We start from the raw sequence: 19,375 nt of genomic DNA, 5'->3' as shown, positions 1-19,375 counted from the left end.
AGGGTTTACAGGATGCGGCGGCTGGCGGCGTGCGGCAGCAGGGTCAGGGTGTCCCAGTCGATGCCGGTGATCAGTACGGCTCCGGGACGTTTGCCTATGTCGAAACTGCCGGCCCATGCGTCGATTCCGAGCGCTTCGGCGCCGCTGCGGGTGGCCCATTGCAGCCGTTCGGGCAGCGGGATTTCCGGGAACCTTTTCAGTTCGTCGATCATCGACAGCGAATCGTTCGACGCGAGGCTGTCGGTGCCGACGGCGATCCGCCCCGATAACCTATGGAGTAACTCGGCGGGAGGCGTCGCCCTTTCGATAAAATCGTTCGACCGAGGGCACAATACCCATGTGAGCCGGTTCCCGAAACGATGTTGAAGAGTGTCTGCGATTTGTTCGGTGACGAACGTGTTGTGCACCAGCAGCATATTTTTTTCTTTCGGGACCGAGCCTGCGATGCGTCCGGCCGGCGATCCGTATCCGGCGAAATCGATCGTTACGCCTTCCCGGAGGTTCCGTTCGTGAAGGGGCCCCCGTTCTTCGAAAAGTTCCTGTTCGCCGCGGCTTTCCATAAAGTGTACCGACAGCGGGTTTCCCGCTGCGGCGATCGCCCGGAACGCGGCGTCCTGCAGCGAATAGGTGGCGTGCGGGGTGACCGAGGCGGAGAGTCCGAGCGCTTCCGATTCGGCGGCGATTCGGCGTAGGAATGAAAAGTCGGTCGTGCGCAGGCCGAAACCTTCAATGAAATTGTGGTAATGGATGCGGCTATTCCGTTTCAGCTCGAACGTAGACGTGCCGTTGCAAATATCCCCGACGGCCACTATGCCGTCGTGTTCCATCCGGGCGTTCCAATAAGCGGCCGCTTCGATACGTTGTTGCGGGGCGGTTTCGTTGCGCGCCCGCGCGATCGTGTCGGCAAACCCGGCGAACCCGCAGCCGCGGGCGATCCGGCCGCGCAGGTACGACAGTTCCAGATGGCAATGCGCATTGACCATGCCGGGGATCAGCAGGCCGCCGAAAAACTCCACCCGCTGTTGCGAATCGACCGCGTCGGAGGCGGCGATTTCCCGTAGGACGCCGTCAGCGTCGAACGACAGAATCCCGTTGCGCAGCAGTCCCTGTGGTGTCAGGATAAAGTGCGCCGATAATCTCCTTTTTATCTGCGACATGGGAGGCGTTTGAAGGTAAGTTGTACGCTGCCAGGCTCGGGTTGAACCGGAATATTTCGCGGATCAGCGAATCGGCGGCTTCCCGCAGCGGCAGGAAGTAGGTGATCGTCATCGAGTCGATGCGCAGGGCGATGCTCTTTTCCTTGTCGGACGGGGAGGTCGCCAGGCTGATCCGTACTTCGTTCGTTTTCGGATCGGTGACGTCGAAACTGAAAATTTCCTGTTTCTGAGCCCCTTTGATATACCCCAGGTAGTAGAAACTGCCTTTCGTGCCGTCCGTCGTATCGAACTGGTAGTGCGTATAGCGGAGGTTTCCGTTACGACTCGAAGTGTCCAGGTCGTACTTGAATGCGACCTGGTAGCGTCCCGGACGTACCGGAAGGACGATGTCCGGTTTGTCGGGATCGGACAGGCGCCGGAGCCGCCGGGTCGAGTCGGAGTAGACGACGCGTCGGTAGCGGTTCATGGTGCGGCTGTCGACGGTGTCCAGCGTGGCGATCCGCGCTTTCATCAGGGAGTCTTCCCGATCCAGCCGCCGGGCCACTTCTTCCAGAATGTCCGTAAATCGGACGCTTTTGCGCCGCGAAAGGTTGTTGATCGTGTAGCTGAGATCCGAGGGTTTGTATCCGTATTTTTCAAAAATCGGGGTGTAGAAATCCACCGTGTCCGCCTGCGAAAATCCGCTTTTCGGCGAGTCGCGGTAGGCGTTGGCCAGGAAAATCTCGCGGGTGATGGCGATCAATTTCTCGTCCGGTATGTTGCGGGGCCGGTTGCAGGCGGCCGCCGTGACGGCGACGCACAACAGGCAGATCAATCGTTTTATCATGGTCGGTTCTGACTTATCTCTTTTTTCGGTATCATCGCGCGCACCGTCAGCACGGAAATCAGGTAGCTGACCGAAACGAACGTTACGATTACCCACGCCAGGTCGCTCGGATGGACTTCGACCGGATAGGCGTCGATCAGGAACGTCTCTCCGGAGAGTTTGAGGAACCCGAAATGCTGCTGGGCCAGCGCCAGCGCGACGCCGAGCAGCAATCCGCCGCCGGCGCCGATCAGGTAGATCAGCATCCCCTCGGCGACGAAGATCTTACGGAGCAGCTTCGTATCGGCGCCCATCGTGACGAGCGTCTGCGAATCCTTGCGTTTTTCGATGATCAGCATTACCAGCGAACCGATCAGCGAAAACGAAGCGATCACCAGTACCAGCAGGATGATGAAATAGATCCCCCATTTTTCGTACATCATGATGCGGTAGAACGACTCTTTTTGCTGGTAGCGCGACTGGATTTTGTAATCGTCGCCGAGCCATTGCCCGATCTGTTGCTGCACCCGCTGCGGCGAAGCGTCCGCTTCGAGACGGATGGCTACCGACGAAGCTTGTCCCGGATAGTCGAGCAGTTCCTGTGCGAAGTGGAGCGGGACGATCACGTATTTCCCGTCCACTTCGGCTTCCAGCGCGAATACGCCCGACGGGAAAATATTCTGTTTTTTGTAGAAACTGTACGGCAGCAGCGGCGAAACCCGCCCGCGCCGGGGGACGTACACCGAGATCGGGCTGTTCAGGTTGACCCGGATGCCCAGCGCGTAGGCCATGCCCTGTCCGACGTAGGCTTCCGGGAAATCTCCGAACTGCAATTGGAATACGCCTTCGGTTCGCAGGCTGTCCAGCGGCACCACCTGCCGGTAGAGCGAATCGACCCCGCACATCGTGCCGAAAGCCTGCCGGTCGCGGTACTCGAAGACCGCATTGTCTTCGAGCGCGTACGCCGCGTCCCGCACGCCGTCGATTGCCAGAAAGCGTTCGCGCGGCAGCGAGTCGATCGGGAATACCTTGCCCCGTACCGGCGTGATCCGGATATCCGGGTCGAACGACCGGTACATGCTTTTGATCAGCCCCTCGAAACCGTTGAATACCGACAGCAGAATCACCATCGCCATCACCGGGATCGCCACGGAAAAGGCGCTCACTCCCGAGACGATGTTGATCACCGAGTGCGATTTCTTCGAAAAAAGGTAACGCCGTGCGAAAAAGAGCGGTAGACGGGGCATGATCCGGATTTTCTATTTCAGCAGTTTGTCGATCGCGCTGATGTATTCCAGCGAGTCGTCGATGTAGAAGGCCAGTTCGGGCACGTGTCGCAACTGGTTCCTGACCCGCACGCCGAGCGTTTTGCGAATCAGCCAGTTGTTTTCCTGCAGCGAGGCCATCACCTCCGCATGTTTTTCGAACGGGAAGATGCTCAGGTAAATCTTAGCCAGTTCGAAATCCGGACTCATCCGTACCAGCGTTACCGATACCATGGTTCCGCACAGCAGCGAAGCGGCCTCTTTGGAAAAAATTTCGCTGATGTCGCGTTGGATTTGCCGCCCGATTTTTTGCTGGCGGGTGGATTCGATGCGGTCGTTCATTTTTTATCTGTTTTTTGTGATTCCTGTATCGATTCGGTCTCTTTTATCGTCGGTTGGCCGGCCGTTTGTCCGGGCGTTCCGGCGGGTGCGGGATACTCCTTTTTCGTTTTTTCCCGTTTCGTCTTCCGCTTTTCCGGTTTTTGCCGCTGCAGGGAGTCCGGAAGCATTCGTTGCAGGGAGTCCGGGAGCGCTTGCCGTAGTCCGGATGGCAGACTATCGGCGGAAAGGTCCGCTGCGCCCAGGCTATCCCCGTGCTTTTTCGCTTTTTCGATCAGTCTTTCGGCCCGGCGCATTTCGGCCTCCTGCATCCGTCTCGCGACGCCCTTGCTCGGCTCGGCGCGGATGCCTTCTTTGCTCAGGCGGTAATAGAAGGCCATCGAAACGTTGATGTTGTCCAGCGGCGAATGGGTCGGATTGCCCTGATATTTGGTTCCGTTCCGCAGAACGTCCGAGTAACCGAAATAGTAGCGGCCTTCGAAAGCCACTTCGAACCGACGGATCAGGAACGAAAGTCCCGCTCCGCCGCAAAGTCCGTATCCCCACCGCGTATCGCGGGTCAGTTTCATCGTATACGGTCCCTGTTCGTAGATCCCCGCCCGTTTCGATTTATAATAGTATTTCGAGTCCATGAAATAAGAGAGGTAGACGCCCAGGTTGACGAAGAAGCGTCCGTGCCGCTGCATGAAGTAGAAATGCGGCTGCCACATCAGCGGCAGTTCGAACGAATTGATCGTGCGGTGGTAGCTCGTGTCGCCTTTGCTTTGCAGGTCGTACATGAATCCGCGTCCCATGTACTGCAAGTCGGCCTGGATGGCCCCGACGAATTTTTGCGCGGTATAGAATTTATACGAAATCCCGCCCGAATAGAGCCCCCATTCGGTGCCCGTCTCCCGGGACGGGGTGAACCGTGCGGAACCGCCGCCCCATCCGCCGCGCACGCCGATATAATGCTGGGCCCGGAGCGTTCCGCATCCCAGCAGGATCACGAGTAAAGACAGTTTAGCTATTTTCCACATATTTCGTTTCTTGTTCCGCATTCGTTTGTTCCGCGACAGCTTTCGTTACCGGCCTATCATGCTGCCCATACCTCCCATGCTGCCCATGCCCATGCCGCCGCCGCTGTTATGCTGTTTCTTCTGGTTGGCGGCGTCTTCGGCCCGTTTTTTTGCGATCGCTTTCAGCCGCGCTTCGTTGTCCCGGTTGATTTTCGCCGTCATGCTTTCCATCGTAATGGGGCCGAAAATCCGGTTCATGTCCACGTCGAAGACCAATTCCCAGTTCTCCTTAGTCGTGATCTCCTCCGAATTATTGTCGTCGACGTACATCCCGACCCGTTCGGGCTGCTGTCTTTCGACCAGCGATCCGGTGTCCCATCGGCCGTTCCCGTTGAGATCCTCGATGAAACGGATTTTTACGGTACCTACGTCGATGTATTGCAGCGTATGGCTCCCCGTTTTCAGATGGGCGACCTCTTTCAGAACGGAGCCCTGCGGGGAGATCACCTGTACGACGTATTCGCTTTCGGGCGTTTTACCCTGGATATTCAGCACCAGCGTGGCGTACTTTTCGGGCGATTCGATCGTAAACTCGGATCGCAGCGTATCGTTGCTCTCGCCGTTGGTGTTCTTGAATACGCCGGCCGGGATAAGCAGCCGGTATTTCTGATCGGCTTCCCACGGGGCCGCGAGAGTCCATTTCCGGAGTTTCAGGGTATCCTGCCGGAAAGTCAGCCCGACCGGCGTCGTCTGGTCGCCTTCCCCGAGTTTCAGCAACGACATGGCCGCGCTGTCGACTCCCGTCAGCGGATAATCGAATTCGAAAACGATGTTTTTCTCCGGATTGAGCGTCGTTCCGCCCGCTACGCGGACTTTGAACGGATTGGGTTCCGGAAGGTCGTCCTCTTTTTTCTTTTTCTCCTCTTTTTCTTTTTTCACCGGGGCCCTCCAGCCCAGTTTCAGCAGTTGGGTGTCGGGCTGCAAGCGGAACAGGCTGTCGTGCTTCATGTAAATCAGCTTGCCGCGCAGCGTGTCGGGCAGGTCTTCGGATCTGGAGTCGAACCACAGTTCCATGGTGTCCCGCTTCGAATTTCCGTATTCGGTGACGATCTTTCCGGGGTCGATTCCTTCGAACGAAAGTTCTTTGATGTCGGGATGCGGAGCCGTAAAGGTAAGTACGATCCGGTTGCCGTGCGTGCGCTTCGATCCGGTGTAGGTCTGCCGTCTGAACGGTTTGTCCATGAACATCCGCATCATGACCTGCGGGTCGGCCTGCATGTAGCGGCGCGTGGTGTCGTACCAGATGTCGAATCCCGGCTGGTTCAGCGGGTTGTAGGTCGAGTCGAGGAATGCCACGCGGTCCACTCCCGGTTCGTATTCGAGGTTCCCGTTGTTGTCTTCGAGCGCGTAGATCCGGTAGTCGATCGGTTTCAGGTTCTCAGCGATGAAGATTCCGTTCGGGAAAGATTTCCCGACGGCGATCGGTTTGCTTTTCAGCAGCGTCGAATCGTACTGCGGGATCGAGTCGGTTTTCGCGTCGTAAAAGAGGATGTAGACGTTGCCCACCGTATCCGTCGTCATGGCGTCGGTCGTGTAGCCGGACATCAGCAGCGAGTCGATGTGGTCGCCCGTCGAAAAGACGTAGCGCAGACCGGTATACGGATTCCCCTCGTTGTTGTCCACGACGCTTTTGCCGAAGTTCAGCGAATAGGTCTGGTTCGAATCCAGATCCTCCTTCAGGTCGATCTGGATACCCCGCCCCCGCAGCATGAGGGTCGGTTTTTTCTTCATGAACGGGGAGGTGAAAAACTCCTTCTGCTGGTCTTTGAGCTGGACGTATTCGTTGAACTGGATCGTGATCCGTTTGTCTTTGAAATTGGTCGTCCCGAAAGCGGGGGTCATCATGACGACTTTCGGCGGCAGCGAGTCGCGCGGGCCTCCCTGCGGGGTGCCGACGCTGGCGCAGCGGGCCAGGATCCCGAAGCAGAAAAAAGCCAGGATCCCGAAGCGGGCGATTGTTTTACAGATATTTATTTCGGTCACGCTCATTTTAATCGGAGAATAGGAAACAAAGGTAGTGATTTTTCGTCAGTTTTTCATGCCGTCCGCGCCCGGCGGATTTGCGGCCTGCAGCAGTTCGCGGCGCAGTTGCCGGATCGTTTTCTTCAGCACCGGGTGCACGTAGTCGGGAAGTACCTCCTCGAGCGGCGCCAGCACGAAATCCCTTTCGGCGATCCGCGGGTGGGGAATCGTCAGCCGGTCGCTGTCGACGACCCGGTCGTCGTAGAACAGCAGGTCGATATCCATCGTGCGCGAACCGTACCGAGGCCCGGGCCGGCGAACCCGCCCCAACTGCCGTTCGATCTGCAGACAGCGCTCCAACAGTTGTTCAGGCGGAAGCGCCGTGGCGACTACGAGCACCTGGTTCAGAAAATGTTCCTCGGCTTCGAATCCCCACGCTTCGGACTCCCGTACGGACGAACATCGTTCGACGACGCCCACCTCGCGGGAGATCGCTTCCCGCGCCGCTTCCAGGTTTTCCGCTACCGACCCGAGGTTTCCGCCGGTGATCAGGACTGCTTTCGACATCAGATTTTACGGATCAATTTGCTGATTGTTAATGCAAAGTGCGGGAAAAGGATGCGCGGGTTGCCATTCTGGGCGACCTGTCGGATCGCCAGTTCCATTTCGGCGATCAGTTGCTCGATGTTCCCGTTGTTGACGTACGGAGCAAATTTCCTGCAAAATTCGTATTCGCGGCCGAACAGGTAGGCGATCCGTTCGACGCCGGCCGTCAGCATGTAGCTGTCGCGGAGCAGCCGGATGGCGTTTTCGAGCAGTTGTTTCTGTTCTTCGCGTCCCAGGGCGGCGACCGTTTCGGCCCATTCCAGCAGTTCCATGTGGCGGTCTTCATAGCTGAGCCGCATCAGCCGCACGAACAGTTCGAAATATTCGTCGCTGCTTTCGCGCTGTTCCAGCACCCGCGACGCTTCGAGGATGCTGCCGCGCGCGAGCCGTGCGACTTTGGCCGCATCGTCCGTCGGCAACCCTTTGCGGGCGGCGAGCCACGCCGCCATCCGTTCGTCCGCGATGGCCGGTACGTCGACGACCTGCATCCGCGACAAGATGGTGGGCAGCAGCCGTTCGGGCGATTCGGAGACCATCAGGAAGAGGGTCTTTTCCCACGGTTCCTCGATGATTTTCAGCAGTTTGTTCGCCGCCTGCGTGTTCATCCGCTCGGGCAGCCAGATAATGACCGCCTTGTATTCCGATTCGAACGCTTTGAACGACAGTTTGCGGATGATTTCGTCGGCTTCGAACGTGCTGATATTTCCCTGTTTGTTGTCTATTTCGATGGCCGAATACCACATCGGTTCGCTGAAATACCCGCCGGTTTTTTCGAACAGCCGCCTCCACTGCGACAGGAAAGCGTCGCTCAGCGGCTTCTCGCCCGACGATTTTCCTTTCGGCGTGTTGACCGGAAAGACGAAATGGACATCCGGATGAGCCAATTGCGCGATCTGGCGGCAGGACGGGCATTGCCCGCAAGAGTCCCCGTCGCGGCGGTCGGTGCAGTTTAGGTACTGGGCATAGGCGATCGCCAGCGGCAGTGCGCCGACGCCTTCGCCGCCAATGAAGAGCTGGGCATGGCTGATTCGTCCGCGCGTTACGCCCTGAACCAGTTTGGCGGCGGTTTCTTGCTGTCCTGTGATCTCTTTAAACTGCATGGCTTCGTTGTTTGAAAATGACCGGGTTTTCCGTCGCGGCGGCCGTTTCCGCTCCGGTGTGGCGTTTGCGCGGACTGCGGCGGCGCAACCCTCCCTGCAAAGATACGAAAAACCGCGGAGTTTATTATTTGCGTCCGGTCGATCCGAATCCGCCGGCGCCGCGCTCCGTTTCGCTCAGCTCCGACACGCTTTCCCATTCGATGCGCGTGAATTGCGCGACGACCAGTTGCGCGATCCGCTCGCCCGGTTTCAGTTCGAACGGCTCGTTCGACAGGTTGACCAAGATCACTTTGATTTCGCCGCGGTAGTCGGGGTCGATTGTCCCTGGCGCATTGGCTATTGAAATGCCGTGTTTGGCGGCCAGCCCGCTGCGCGGACGCACCTGGATCTCGTAACCGTCCGGGATTTCGACGTAAAGGCCCGTCGGAACGAGAGCCCTTTGCAGCGGTTCGAGCACGATGCTTTCGGTCGTATTGGCCCGGACGTCGAGGCCGGCCGCGCTGACCGTTTCGTAATGCGGCAGTTCGAATGCCGATCGGTTTATGACTTTTATTTTCATATCGTTAACGTTTAATGATCGAGTGTAATATACCTTTCATGTCGATTTTTTCGAGACGGATCGCATAGAATCCGAAAGCCGCCAGCATCGCGAGGTTCAGCGTGTACTCCAGCGCGGCGGGTAGCGCGGACGTGAGCAGCGACGCCCCGTAAATCGCCCCGCCGACCAGGAAGTAGGTCCCGATCCGGCGCAAGTCGTACGGGACGGGATAGTGTTTCTGGTTCAGGTAATAGCTGACGGCGACCATGGCGGTTTCGCAGCCCAGCCGGGCGAGCGCGGCTCCGAAATATCCCAAGACGGGAGTCAGCGCCAGGTTCAACCCGAGCGTGAAAACGAGCCCCGTTCCGGTGATCCAGATCGCGTATTTCGTTTCGCCGGTCTTTTTGTACCAGAACGACAGGTTCAGCCAGATCCCTGCGAAAATATTTGCCAGCAGGATGACCGGCAGCACGTAAACCCCTTCGCGGAAGTCTTTCCCCATCATCAGCGCGAACAGGTTCGTGAAGAGCGTGATGCCCAGAAACATGAAGATCGACACGATGATGAAATATTTTTGGGCCTCTGCGTTTTGCCGTTTGAAATCGTCGTTTTTAAACCCCGACAGAAAGTAGGGCTCCGCGGCGTAACGGTACATCTGGGTGAATAGGAAGATGATGACGGCTAATTTCGAAACGGCGCCGTAGATGCCCAACGCGTCCATCGAGATGCCCGAAGGCAGCAGGTATTTGATCATCTGCCGGTCGATGAACTGGTTCGATACGCCGGCGATGCCGCTGACCAGCAGCGGGAACGAGTACGCCAGAATCGTCCGCAACTGCCGCCACCGGATGCGCGGCACGGCGTCCCGGAAGTCCGGTATCAGTGCGAACAGCAGCACGATGTTGGCCAGCAGGTCGGCCAGCAGCACGTATCCGGCCCCGTATTGCGGGTCGTACCATGATGCGCAGATGCCGAGTTCGGCCAGTCCGGGCAGTCCCGAGTAGAAAAAGAAAGTCAGCGCGAGGTTGACGATCACGAACAGCAGCCGCAGGATCATGAACCGTTTGGCCCGGCCTTGCTGCCGCAACCGCGCCAGCGGGATCGCCGTGACGGTATTCAGCATAACGATGGCGGCGACCAGCCGGATGTATGACGGATGGTCGGTGTATTCCATGACCCGGGCCAGTTGTGGCGTAAACAGCAGCGCGAGTACGAAAAAAACGATGCTGACGGCGGTCACCGCGCCCCATACGTTCGAAAAGATCGTCCGCTTTTCCGCTTCGCTGCCGGCCTTTCCCGCAAAGCGGAAATAACCGGTTTCGAGGCCCATCGTCAGCAGCACCAGCACGAACGGGATCAGCGCGTAGAGGTCGGTGACGACTCCGTACTCGCCGACGGTCATCACGCGGGTCAGGTACGGGAACAGCAGGTAATTCAGGAAACGGGGCACGATCGTCCCTAGCCCGTAGATCGCCGTCTGTCCCGCCAGTTGTTTCAGCATATCGGGTTAATTTTTCACAAAAATAGCGAAATATGCGATACGATGCGATGTCTGCCCGTTTTTAATATTCCGTGTGTTTCGCCCCGGTTTTTTCGGTCGAAACGTCCGGAACGTTCCGCTTCGAAAACAAAAAAGGCCGCCGCTTCGTGATGTGAACAGCCTCTTTGAAACGACACCATATTCGGTGTTGGATTTCAAAATTTCGAGTAGTTTAATTTAATTCTGTCGCAAAATGAATTTATTCCTATCTTTGTAATAGTCATTGAATAAACGATAATGTTTGCCGAACGTAATTTACCGGAGGGTAGAAAGCCGTTTACCGGCCCGTACGATGTCTGCCGAAATAGCGATCGTTAACTTTCCACGCCATGAAAAACAAGTCGATACTGCTGTCTCTATTGCTGGGATTTATTTTTCCGACCGCATTCGCCCAAAACGGGCCACATAAAAACGGCGGAGCGTTTGAGAAAAAAATCGAAAACAATTACAAAAACAAATCCATACAGATAATCAAGGGAAAAAAATACGGCATTTGGAATCTCGATAGTAAGACCGAACTCGAAAAACGCTTCTTCGGAGATTATAATGCGGATGTCGAGTTTTTCGTATCCCCCTCCTTCGAAGGTGCGACCGGTTTCCGTCTTACGAAAGATTCGACCGAGACTTCCTATATCCTCGAGGTCAAACGCGTTTCGAATTACAAGGAAGCTTCCCGACTGGCGGAGGAAAAGTTTCCGTCGATAGGGATTCCGATGGCGCTGCTTAATTCTTTACCTAAGAATATCAAAAGCCTGATATTTGATCATAATTCCGCTATGTATCCCAAAGCAAGGGAAGAAGAGTTAAAACTGTACACGATCGAGACCCGCTCTTTCCCCGTAAGCGATCGGTTCGCAGAAAAATTATACTCCAAAATGCTTTCATCGATCGATGACTTCAAAGCCGAGGGAAGGCCGGAGGGTTTTTTTGATGGTTATCGGGTAACTTTCCGTTGCGTTGTCGGAGATGAATTACGATCTCTGCATATACGTATGCCTCAAGGTGATATCCTGGCTTTCTCCGATCTTTGCAGACAGATGATCGACGATGCTGGAAAAGGCGAGTTCGACGAATCAAAATATATCAAATCATTGAAGAAATGACTCGATATATCGTTTCGAAAAAGGCCGCCGCACGAAGCGACGGCCTTTCTGGAAAAGGTTTTGTCGGCGGTTATTCCTTGCCGATGTTGTCGAGGGCTTCCTGTACTTTTTCGATGAACATGTCGCCGTCGGCTCCTCCGACGATTCGCCCTACTTCCGTTCCGTCCTTATCGAGGATCAGGAAGGTGGGGTAGGCGCGCACGCCGTATTTTTTAGCGACGTCGATGCCTTCGCCCTTTTCTGCGTCGAATTTGGCGTTGACGAACGTCTTATTGAAGTAGTTGCCCACTTTTTCCTGCGGAAAGACCTGCGTGGCCATCGCTTTGCACGGGCCGCACCAGGTGGCGTAAACATCCACGAACAGGTATTTTTTCTCCTTGGCGGCTTTTGCCAGCAACTCTTTCAGCGTCCCTTTTTCGAACACCGTTCCTTTGATCTCCTTGGCGGCCGGGGCTGTCTCCTTCGTGTTATTCTGAGCGAATGCCGCTACCGAGAACAGCGCCAACATCGTCATTGCAATCCATTTTTTCATAATTTTTCGGTTTTTAATGGTTCGTATCGGTTGTCGTTTGCAATTGTCGTTCCATAACAGAACGGAAAAACCGTCCGTTTAGTTGTGCATTTCCTTCGTTATTTTGCGTTTCCGGTCGGTCGCTGCCCGGAGCCGGCCTCTCGTTTTTCCCGCTCGCGGGTGGACAGCAGTCCGCAGGCCGCCTGGATGTCTTCGCCGCGCGAAGCGCGGATCGTCGTCGTGATCCCCCGGCGGGTCAGCGCGTCGCGGAAACGGACCAGGGTCGTCTCGTCCGGGCTTTGCATCGGGGCGTCGGGGATGGCGTGGAAGCGGATCAGGTTGATGCGGCATTTCAGCCCCGCCAGCAGTCGGACGAGCGCTGCTACATGCCGGTCGGAATCGTTGATTCCCCGGAACATGATGTATTCGAAACTGATGCGTCGCTGGTGCGAAAAATCCCATTTTTTCAACTCCTTCACCACTTCTTCGATCGGATACCGGTTTTGTACCGGCATCATTTCGAGCCGTTCGGCGGCGAACGGGTTGTGCAGGCTCACCGCCAGGTGCACTTTCGTCTTCTCCAGGAACGTGCGCATGGCCGGGATGACGCCGACGGTCGACAGCGTGATACGGGTCGGACTCCAGGCGTAACCCCAGTCGGCGGTCAGGATTTCGAGCGACCGCAGTACGTTATCCGCGTTGTCGAGCGGTTCGCCCATGCCCATGTAGACCACGTTGGTCAGTTGCGCGCTTTCGGGGATCGACCGGATTTGATTCAGAATTTCGCCGGCGGTCAGGTTGTGCGCGAAACCTTGGCGCGCCGTCATGCAGAAGCGGCAGCCCATCCGGCAGCCCGACTGCGACGAAACGCACAGCGTCGCCCGCTGGCCGTCCGGGATGTAGGCCGATTCGACGAAGCGATCCCGCAACGTCGGGAAAAGGTATTTTTTCGTGCCGTCCGCAGATTGCTGTACGGCAGCCGACGGGATGCGGCCTACTTGATATCTCTCTTCGAGCGCCCGGCGGTTTTTCAGCGAAATGTTCGTCATCTCGTCGATCGACAGCGCTCCCTTCCGGTAAATCCATGCCGCGATCTGAGTGGCCGTGAAGCGCGGCATCCCGAACGAAGCGGCGACTTCGGCGAGCTCGCCGAGCGTTTTGCCGAACAACCATTCCTTTTCCATAGCGCAACGGGTTTGTACAAATAAAAAAAGGCTGTCGCCGACAGCCTGTAAAAGTCAAGGTGGAGAATACCAGGGTCGAACTGGTGACCTCTTGCATGCCATGCAAGCGCTCTAGCCAACTGAGCTAATCCCCCTTCGGGGGACAAATATAGGCATATTTTCAAAATCTGCAAAACCGGATGACGAAAAAAACGGGCGGAGGCTTTTTTTCGACGGTATTTTTTGTAAATTTGTGGTAAATTGAGTCTGGTGCGCGAGAGACGGGGGAGGGTGTTCCGGCCGCGTGGCGAAGCGCCTTTTTTGAATTTATGAAACAGGAAAACGAAACGATAGTTCCCGCCCGCGAAGCCGTGCTGGTCGCGGTGATCCGGGATCAGCAGCAGGAACGGCAGGCCGTGGAATACCTTGACGAACTGGAGTTTCTGGCCGAGACGGCCGGGATCGCTTCGGTCAAACGGTTTACTCAGCGGTTGGCCAACCCTTCGTCGAAAACGTTCGTCGGCGAGGGTAAACTGGCCGAGATCGCGGCTTACGTCGAGGAGCACGAGATCGCCTACGTGATTTTCGACGACGAACTGACTCCGTCGCAGTTGCGCAACCTCGACCGGATTTTCAAAAATAAGATTTACGACCGGACAAGTCTGATTCTCGATATTTTCGTGCAGCGTGCGACCACGGCCTATGCGAAAGCGCAGGTCGAACTGGCCCAGTGTCAGTACTTGTTGCCTCGGTTGACCGGGATGTGGACGCATCTCGAACGGCAGCGCGGCGGAACCGGGACGCGCGGCGGCGCCGGCGAACGGGAGATCGAGACCGACCGCCGCGTGATCCGCGACCGGATCAGCAGGCTGAAAGAGCAGCTCAAAAAGATCGACCGGCAGATGGCCGTGCAGCGCAGCAACCGCGGGTCGCTGGTGCGCGTGGCGCTGGTAGGCTATACGAACGTCGGAAAATCGACGTTGATGAATCTGGTTTCGAAAAGCGAGGTTTTTGCCGAGAACAAGTTGTTCGCGACGCTCGACACGACGGTGCGCAAAGTTGTTTTCGACAACCTGCCGTTCCTGCTGTCGGATACGGTCGGCTTTATCCGCAAGCTGCCGCATCAACTGGTCGAATCGTTCAAGTCGACGCTCGACGAGGTGCGCGAAGCCGACCTGCTGCTGCATGTGGTGGATATTTCACATCCGAATTTCGAGGAGCAGATCGACGTGGTGAAGCAGACCCTGCAGGAGATCGGGGCGGGCGATAAACCGGTTTTTCTGATCTTTAACAAGATCGACGCTTACACGTTCGTCCGCAAGGACGAGGACGACCTGACCCCGGCCACGCGTGAGAATCTTTCGCTGGAAGATCTGAAGCAAAGCTGGATCGCAAAAGCCAACACGCCGTGTATCTTCCTTTCGGCGCGCGAGAAAATCAATATCGAAAAGTTCCGGCACGACCTGTACGGCATGGTGCGCGAGATCCATGCAGGGCGTTATCCGTTTAATAACTTTTTGTATTGATCGTATTTCTGTGAAATACAAAAATGTATTTTAATAAAGGATATTGCGAAAATTCACAAAACAGCTACATAAAAAAAAGGGCGGACAGATGATGATACGGGTATTGGATCGGGAAAACACCATTTTCAACAGATTTATCGCGCAGATGCGCGATGTGAACGTGCAGGGCGACAGTATGCGCTTCCGGCGCAACCTGGAGCGGGCCGGCGAGGTGATGGCTTATGAGATCAGCAAGACGCTGCATTATACGAAGCATGTCGTGGAGACGCCGCTCGGCGAAGCCGAAGTGTCGCTGCCGGACGACCAACTGGTGATCGCTACGATCCTGCGGGCGGGGATTCCGTTTCATCAGGGTTTTCTGAATTATTTCGACGATGCGCAGAACGCGTTCGTGTCGGCCTACCGGAAGTATAGCAAGGACGGCAGTTTCCATATCAAGGTCGAGTATATATCGAGTTGCGAATTGACCGGCAAGACGCTGCTGCTCGTCGATCCGATGCTGGCTACCGGGGCGTCGCTGGCGCTGACCTATCAGGCGTTGCTGGAGAAGGCCGGGAAACCCCGCCGGACGATCGTCGCTACGGTGATCGCCAGCGAGGAGGGGATCGAATTCGCGAAAAAGAATTTTTCGATGCAGGAGGCCGAGATTTGGTGCGGAACGGTGGATGCCGAACTGACGGTGAAATCCTATATCGTTCCCGGGATCGGCGATGCCGGCGACCTGGCCTACGGCGATAAAATGTAATGGACTGTTAGATAGGGCGAATGCCCGATGGGGGAACGATGGAGAATCCGCAGTTGGAACTGGCTGACCGTTTTATCGGGGAGACCGCCGTCAATCTGTTTTTGACCGGACGGGCGGGGACGGGCAAGACTACGTTCCTGCACAGGCTGCGGGAACGCTCGCCGAAACGGATGATCGTCGTGGCGCCGACCGGTGTGGCAGCGATCAATGCCGGCGGGGTGACGATCCATTCGTTTTTCCAGTTGGCGTTCGCACCGTATATTCCCGAATCCGTCCGCGGCGTGAACCCGCAGAACCGACAGGAGCAGTTCCGTTTCAATAAACAGAAAATAGCCATTATTCGCAGCATCGACCTGCTGGTGATCGACGAGATCAGCATGGTCCGCGCCGACGTGCTCGATGCGGTCAGCGACGTGCTCAGGCGGTACCGCGATCCGGGCAAACCGTTCGGCGGCGTGCAACTGCTGCTGATCGGCGACCTGCAGCAGTTGGCTCCGGTCGTGCGCGACGAGGAGTGGAGCTTGCTCGGTCGATTCTATGCGTCGCCGTTCTTTTTCGAATCCCGGGCACTGAAGGAGACGTCGTACGTCTGCATCGAATTGCAACATATTTACCGGCAGAGCGACGAACGCTTCATTACGATGCTGAATGCCGTGCGCGAAAGCCGCGTCGATCCTGCGATGCTCGAAGAGCTGAACCGCCGTTACCGGCCCGCTTTCGATCCGGACGAAAAGGACGGATACATTACGTTGACATCGCATAACCATACGGCGCATGGGATCAACGAGGCGAAAATGGCCGCGCTGCCCGGCGCGTCCTGTACTTACCAGGCGGCGCTGGAAGGAACGTTTCCGGAATACCTTTATCCGACCGATGCGTCGCTGACGTTGAAGGCGGGGGCGCAGGTGATGTTCATCAAAAACGATCCGTCGCCCGAGAAACGGTATTATAACGGAAAAATCGGTATCGTGACGGGGTTGGACGACGGGTCGGTCGAGGTGCTGCCGCACGGGGCCGCCGAGCCGATCGCCGTGGAACCGGCCGAATGGCTGAATACCAAATACAAGATCGATCCCGAAACGAAAGAGCTGACCGAAGAGGTCGAAGGCCGCTTCGTTCAGTATCCGCTGAAAGCGGCATGGGCTATTACGATCCATAAAAGCCAGGGGCTTACGTTTGAACGCGCGGTGATCGACGCGGCCGACTCTTTTTCGCACGGGCAGGTGTACGTGGCGCTCAGTCGCTGCAAGAGTTTGGAAGGGTTGGTGCTGCGCGCCCCGCTCGACGCGCGTTGCATGATCTGCGATCCTACCGTCCGCGCGTTTACGGATTACGCCGCGGAACACCGGCCGGACGGCGCGCTGCTGGCCCGTCAGGCCGAAGCTTATTACCGGCGGCTGTTGTTGGAACTGTTCGATTTCGCGGCGGTAGGCAAACGACTGCGGATACTCCGCCGGTTCGTCGACGAACACCTGGGCGCGCTTTATCCGAAATTGTCGGCCATGTGGCAACAGCATACGGTGCGTTTCAGCACCGAGATAAGCGATGTCGGCATTCGTTTCCAAAAACAGATCGACCGTATGATCGGCGGGAGCGCAGGCTACCGCGACGATCCGCGGCTCGCCGAACGGGTCGGCAAAGGACGGGACTATTTCCTGGCCCGATGCGGCGAGATTATCGATCCGCTGTTGGCGGCCTGCGACGTCGAGATCGACAGCAAGGAGCTGCGGAAAGATTTTGCGAAGATGCTGTCGGCGGCCGGGGACCAGGTGCGGATTAAAAAAGCCGTGCTGGAGGCGACCGCTGACGGATTCGACCTGCACCGTTACCTGGAAGCGAAGGCGAAGGCTTCGCTGGAAGAGTCCCGGATTTCGATCGGCGCGGAAGCGAAGGTGACGGTTTCCGACGACGTGCTGCATCCGGCGCTTTTCGAAACGCTGCGGAGCTGGCGCAAAGAGGAGGCCGGCCGGCAAAAAGTTCCGGTATACGTGGTGATGAGCCAGAAAGCGCTGCTCGGCGTGTCGAACCTGTTGCCTTCTTCGCTCCGCGAACTGGCGCGTATCAAAGGGATAGGCGATAAGTTTCTGGAAAAATACGGGGACACGGTGCTGGAATTCGTTCGGGAGTTCCGGGCCGAAACGGGAGCCGATATGGATTTCCCGACTCCGGAGGTCGCCGTGAGGCCGGATGCAGGGGGGACGAAACCGAAGAGAAAAGAGCGGGAGGACACGCGGCTGGTTACGCTGGGATTGCTCGAAGAGGGGCTTACCCGCCGCGAAATCGCCGCCGAACGCGGATTGAGCGCAGCTACGATCGACGGGCATATTGCCGACCTGATCCGGCGCGGCGCGCTCGAAGCCGACCGATTCGTGCCGGAAGACAAGATCCGGGCGATTACCCGTTGTCTGAACGAGCATCCCGGAGAGAAATTCGCATTGATACAGGAAAATCTCGGCAGCGATTATTCGTACAGCGAGATCCGTTTCGTGCACAGTGCGCTCGAACGGGGCGAGTAGTCCGCCGTTGCGGTTTCCGTTTTTGTTATCTGCCGCAAGAGTGTTACCTTTGTTCCGCATAAAACAACGGATCATGGAACAGAATTACGCCAGAGAAGAGGTGTACAATCCCGAAACCATCGAGAAACTTTCCGAACATTACCGAGCGATCCTCGAACTGCTGGGCGAGGATACCGACCGCGAAGGGTTGGTCAAGACGCCCGAACGGATCGCCAAGGCGATGTGTTTCCTGACGCGCGGTTACGATGAAGATCCGCGCGAAATCTTGTTGTCGGCCAAATTTCACGAAGAGTACAAACAGATGGTGATCGTCAAGGATATTGAGCTGTATTCGCTTTGCGAACACCACATGCTTCCTTTTTACGGGAAGGCGCACGTCGCATACATTCCGAACGGCTATATTACCGGACTCTCTAAAATCGCCCGGGTTGTGGAAGCTTATGCGCGCCGTCTCCAAGTGCAGGAACGACTGACCGTCCAGATCCGCGACTGCATTCAGCAGGCGCTCGATCCGTTGGGGGTGGCGGTGGTGATCGAGGCCGGACACATGTGCATGCAGATGCGAGGCGTGCAGAAACAGAGTTCACTGACCACTACTTCCGCATTTACAGGCGTGTTCCTCAGGCAGATGCAGACCCGGGAGGAGTTTATTCATCTGATCCGCCGCGGCTGATCCGTCTTCTGCAAGGGAGATTCCGGTCGAAAAATCAAAGCGGACCGGGAGGAAGATTTTTCCTGATTTATTCTTTCGCCTTCGTCTCTTCGACGTGCGGGCGGGCCACCGCTTCGCCTTCGCGGATAACCGGATAACCGGGTTTTACGGGCGGTTGCTGCGGAGCCTCGGGGGCCGGCGGAGTCCCGGCGACGGAATCCTGCTTCGGAGTCGTATCGACCGTAACTTTTCCTTTTACTTTGCGCATTACGAAGTCGTCGAACCGCTCGTTCGATTCGAACCCGTCGGCATAGATGACATCCCCTTTCTGGGTGATTTTCGAATCGACGTTGGAATAGACCCGTTTGGATTTCTGGTTCCAGAACAACTGCTCGGTTTCGAGCTGGTTGCCGTCGGCATTGCTGCCGCGGACATTTCCTTTGGCTTCCCAGAGCTGCTGCCGTTTCATGAAGATCGCGTAATTGGCCGACAGCTTCGCTTCGACAGTCTGGGTCGAGTCGTTGTAGGTCTCGATCTCGATCCCTTTGCGGAATTCGATGTAGGGTTCCTCGGCATATTCGTACTCTTCGAGCAGCGGCGCGGAAAAACGGAAGGAGAGGTTACCTTCCTTCGTCTGGATGACCGTCAGGTTCTCGCTCTGCTGGGTCATCATATTCTGGTTGTTCTCCTCTTCGACGACGGCCGTTTGCCGCGAGCACGAAAACAGCAGCGCCGCACTTCCGAGAAGTGCGGCGACGGCCGTGATATTTCGGTAAAAGCGAATCATTT

General features: G+C 56.7%; 18 protein-coding genes and 1 tRNA gene. 5 read left to right on the top strand and 14 right to left on the bottom strand.

Going from position 1 to position 19,375, the window contains the following annotated elements; translation table 11 throughout:
• Window positions 1-5: 5 nt before the first annotated feature.
• The 10 genes from C1A08_RS04980 to C1A08_RS04935 form a co-directional block, all read right to left on the bottom strand.
• The gene (locus C1A08_RS04980; RefSeq protein ID WP_153497777.1) at window positions 6-1,157 is read right to left on the bottom strand and encodes an amidohydrolase family protein; all 1,152 of its coding nucleotides are present in this window, start codon (window positions 1,155-1,157) and stop codon (window positions 6-8) included.
• Window positions 1,069-1,983: a DUF4296 domain-containing protein gene (locus C1A08_RS04975; RefSeq protein ID WP_101571810.1), complete on the bottom strand. Its 915-nt coding sequence runs from the start codon at window positions 1,981-1,983 to the stop codon at window positions 1,069-1,071. Before C1A08_RS04975 ends, C1A08_RS04980 begins: the two co-directional genes overlap by 89 nt.
• Window positions 1,980-3,209 carry an FtsX-like permease family protein gene (locus tag C1A08_RS04970; protein WP_101571808.1) on the bottom strand — a complete coding sequence of 410 codons (1,230 nt, stop codon included), beginning with the start codon at window positions 3,207-3,209 and terminating at the stop codon, window positions 1,980-1,982. Before C1A08_RS04970 ends, C1A08_RS04975 begins: the two co-directional genes overlap by 4 nt.
• Before the next feature lie 12 nt (window positions 3,210-3,221).
• A complete protein-coding gene (gene rbfA / locus C1A08_RS04965; protein ID WP_153497778.1) occupies window positions 3,222-3,569 on the bottom strand; it encodes a 30S ribosome-binding factor RbfA in 348 nt (115 codons plus the stop codon).
• Window positions 3,566-4,585 carry a porin family protein gene (locus C1A08_RS04960; RefSeq protein WP_172970730.1) on the bottom strand — a complete coding sequence of 340 codons (1,020 nt, stop codon included), beginning with the start codon at window positions 4,583-4,585 and terminating at the stop codon, window positions 3,566-3,568. Before C1A08_RS04960 ends, rbfA begins: the two co-directional genes overlap by 4 nt.
• Before the next feature lie 45 nt (window positions 4,586-4,630).
• Complete coding sequence (locus tag C1A08_RS04955) at window positions 4,631-6,613, bottom strand: Ig-like domain-containing protein (RefSeq protein ID WP_101571804.1); 1,983 nt, start codon at window positions 6,611-6,613, stop codon at window positions 4,631-4,633.
• 39 nt (window positions 6,614-6,652) lie between these two features.
• The gene (gene folK / locus C1A08_RS04950; protein WP_101571802.1) at window positions 6,653-7,153 is read right to left on the bottom strand and encodes a 2-amino-4-hydroxy-6-hydroxymethyldihydropteridine diphosphokinase; all 501 of its coding nucleotides are present in this window, start codon (window positions 7,151-7,153) and stop codon (window positions 6,653-6,655) included.
• Entirely contained in the window at window positions 7,153-8,292 is a 1,140-nt protein-coding gene (locus C1A08_RS04945) for a DNA polymerase III subunit (RefSeq protein WP_101571800.1), read from the bottom strand. Before C1A08_RS04945 ends, folK begins: the two co-directional genes overlap by 1 nt.
• 124 nt (window positions 8,293-8,416) lie before the next feature.
• Window positions 8,417-8,851, bottom strand: coding sequence for a dUTP diphosphatase (gene dut / locus C1A08_RS04940; protein WP_055202594.1), 435 nt, complete (start codon window positions 8,849-8,851; stop codon window positions 8,417-8,419).
• Window positions 8,852-8,855: 4 nt separating this feature from the next.
• Window positions 8,856-10,331: an oligosaccharide flippase family protein gene (locus C1A08_RS04935; protein ID WP_101571799.1), complete on the bottom strand. Its 1,476-nt coding sequence runs from the start codon at window positions 10,329-10,331 to the stop codon at window positions 8,856-8,858.
• A gap of 368 nt (window positions 10,332-10,699) precedes the next feature.
• Between C1A08_RS04935 and C1A08_RS04930 the strand changes: the two genes are divergently transcribed.
• The gene (locus C1A08_RS04930) at window positions 10,700-11,473 is read left to right on the top strand and encodes a hypothetical protein (RefSeq protein ID WP_101571797.1); all 774 of its coding nucleotides are present in this window, start codon (window positions 10,700-10,702) and stop codon (window positions 11,471-11,473) included.
• Between the two features lie 70 nt (window positions 11,474-11,543).
• Here the strand turns inward: C1A08_RS04930 and C1A08_RS04925 are convergent, their stop codons facing one another.
• The 3 genes from C1A08_RS04925 to C1A08_RS04915 form a co-directional block, all read right to left on the bottom strand.
• The gene (locus C1A08_RS04925; RefSeq protein ID WP_055202588.1) at window positions 11,544-12,005 is read right to left on the bottom strand and encodes a thioredoxin family protein; all 462 of its coding nucleotides are present in this window, start codon (window positions 12,003-12,005) and stop codon (window positions 11,544-11,546) included.
• 98 nt (window positions 12,006-12,103) lie between these two features.
• Window positions 12,104-13,168, bottom strand: a complete 1,065-nt coding sequence (gene rlmN / locus C1A08_RS04920; protein ID WP_101571794.1) for a 23S rRNA (adenine(2503)-C(2))-methyltransferase RlmN — start codon at window positions 13,166-13,168, stop codon at window positions 12,104-12,106.
• A 60-nt stretch (window positions 13,169-13,228) separates the two neighbouring features.
• Window positions 13,229-13,302 (bottom strand) — tRNA-Ala (locus C1A08_RS04915).
• 174 nt (window positions 13,303-13,476) lie between these two features.
• Between C1A08_RS04915 and hflX the strand changes: the two genes are divergently transcribed.
• The 4 genes from hflX to folE all read left to right on the top strand — a co-directional run bounded on the left by hflX (window position 13,477) and on the right by folE (window position 18,607).
• Entirely contained in the window at window positions 13,477-14,673 is a 1,197-nt protein-coding gene (gene hflX / locus C1A08_RS04910; protein ID WP_101571792.1) for a GTPase HflX, read from the top strand.
• An 88-nt stretch (window positions 14,674-14,761) separates the two neighbouring features.
• On the top strand, window positions 14,762-15,418 hold the full coding sequence (upp, locus tag C1A08_RS04905) for a uracil phosphoribosyltransferase (protein ID WP_055203514.1): 657 nt from the start codon (window positions 14,762-14,764) through the stop codon (window positions 15,416-15,418).
• A 20-nt stretch (window positions 15,419-15,438) separates the two neighbouring features.
• Window positions 15,439-17,934, top strand: a complete 2,496-nt coding sequence (locus C1A08_RS04900) for a helix-turn-helix domain-containing protein (protein WP_228385748.1) — start codon at window positions 15,439-15,441, stop codon at window positions 17,932-17,934.
• Window positions 17,935-18,007: 73 nt separating this feature from the next.
• The gene (folE, locus tag C1A08_RS04895) at window positions 18,008-18,607 is read left to right on the top strand and encodes a GTP cyclohydrolase I FolE (RefSeq protein WP_101571788.1); all 600 of its coding nucleotides are present in this window, start codon (window positions 18,008-18,010) and stop codon (window positions 18,605-18,607) included.
• A 67-nt stretch (window positions 18,608-18,674) separates the two neighbouring features.
• Here folE and lptC read toward each other — a convergent pair whose 3' ends face one another.
• Window positions 18,675-19,373: an LPS export ABC transporter periplasmic protein LptC gene (gene lptC / locus C1A08_RS04890; RefSeq protein ID WP_055202580.1), complete on the bottom strand. Its 699-nt coding sequence runs from the start codon at window positions 19,371-19,373 to the stop codon at window positions 18,675-18,677.
• Window positions 19,374-19,375: the final 2 nt, after the last annotated feature.

Origin of the sequence: Alistipes sp. cv1, assembly GCF_900240235.1 — a bacterium.
GTDB classification, from domain to species: Bacteria; Bacteroidota; Bacteroidia; order Bacteroidales; family Rikenellaceae; genus Alistipes_A; species Alistipes_A hominis.
The sequence above is the reverse complement of the archived record's forward strand: the minus strand, read 5'-3'. Positions and strand labels throughout refer to the sequence as shown.

Coding starts and splice junctions, on each gene's coding strand:
- C1A08_RS04980 (WP_153497777.1), bottom strand. CDS start 1,157: ATGTCGCAGATAAAAAGGAGATTATCGGCGCACTTTATCCTGACACCA.
- C1A08_RS04975 (WP_101571810.1), bottom strand. CDS start 1,983: ATGATAAAACGATTGATCTGCCTGTTGTGCGTCGCCGTCACGGCGGCC.
- C1A08_RS04970 (WP_101571808.1), bottom strand. CDS start 3,209: ATGCCCCGTCTACCGCTCTTTTTCGCACGGCGTTACCTTTTTTCGAAG.
- rbfA (WP_153497778.1), bottom strand. CDS start 3,569: ATGAACGACCGCATCGAATCCACCCGCCAGCAAAAAATCGGGCGGCAA.
- C1A08_RS04960 (WP_172970730.1), bottom strand. CDS start 4,585: ATGTGGAAAATAGCTAAACTGTCTTTACTCGTGATCCTGCTGGGATGC.
- C1A08_RS04955 (WP_101571804.1), bottom strand. CDS start 6,613: ATGAGCGTGACCGAAATAAATATCTGTAAAACAATCGCCCGCTTCGGG.
- folK (WP_101571802.1), bottom strand. CDS start 7,153: ATGTCGAAAGCAGTCCTGATCACCGGCGGAAACCTCGGGTCGGTAGCG.
- C1A08_RS04945 (WP_101571800.1), bottom strand. CDS start 8,292: ATGCAGTTTAAAGAGATCACAGGACAGCAAGAAACCGCCGCCAAACTG.
- dut (WP_055202594.1), bottom strand. CDS start 8,851: ATGAAAATAAAAGTCATAAACCGATCGGCATTCGAACTGCCGCATTAC.
- C1A08_RS04935 (WP_101571799.1), bottom strand. CDS start 10,331: ATGCTGAAACAACTGGCGGGACAGACGGCGATCTACGGGCTAGGGACG.
- C1A08_RS04930 (WP_101571797.1), top strand. CDS start 10,700: ATGAAAAACAAGTCGATACTGCTGTCTCTATTGCTGGGATTTATTTTT.
- C1A08_RS04925 (WP_055202588.1), bottom strand. CDS start 12,005: ATGAAAAAATGGATTGCAATGACGATGTTGGCGCTGTTCTCGGTAGCG.
- rlmN (WP_101571794.1), bottom strand. CDS start 13,168: ATGGAAAAGGAATGGTTGTTCGGCAAAACGCTCGGCGAGCTCGCCGAA.
- hflX (WP_101571792.1), top strand. CDS start 13,477: ATGAAACAGGAAAACGAAACGATAGTTCCCGCCCGCGAAGCCGTGCTG.
- upp (WP_055203514.1), top strand. CDS start 14,762: ATGATGATACGGGTATTGGATCGGGAAAACACCATTTTCAACAGATTT.
- C1A08_RS04900 (WP_228385748.1), top strand. CDS start 15,439: ATGCCCGATGGGGGAACGATGGAGAATCCGCAGTTGGAACTGGCTGAC.
- folE (WP_101571788.1), top strand. CDS start 18,008: ATGGAACAGAATTACGCCAGAGAAGAGGTGTACAATCCCGAAACCATC.
- lptC (WP_055202580.1), bottom strand. CDS start 19,373: ATGATTCGCTTTTACCGAAATATCACGGCCGTCGCCGCACTTCTCGGA.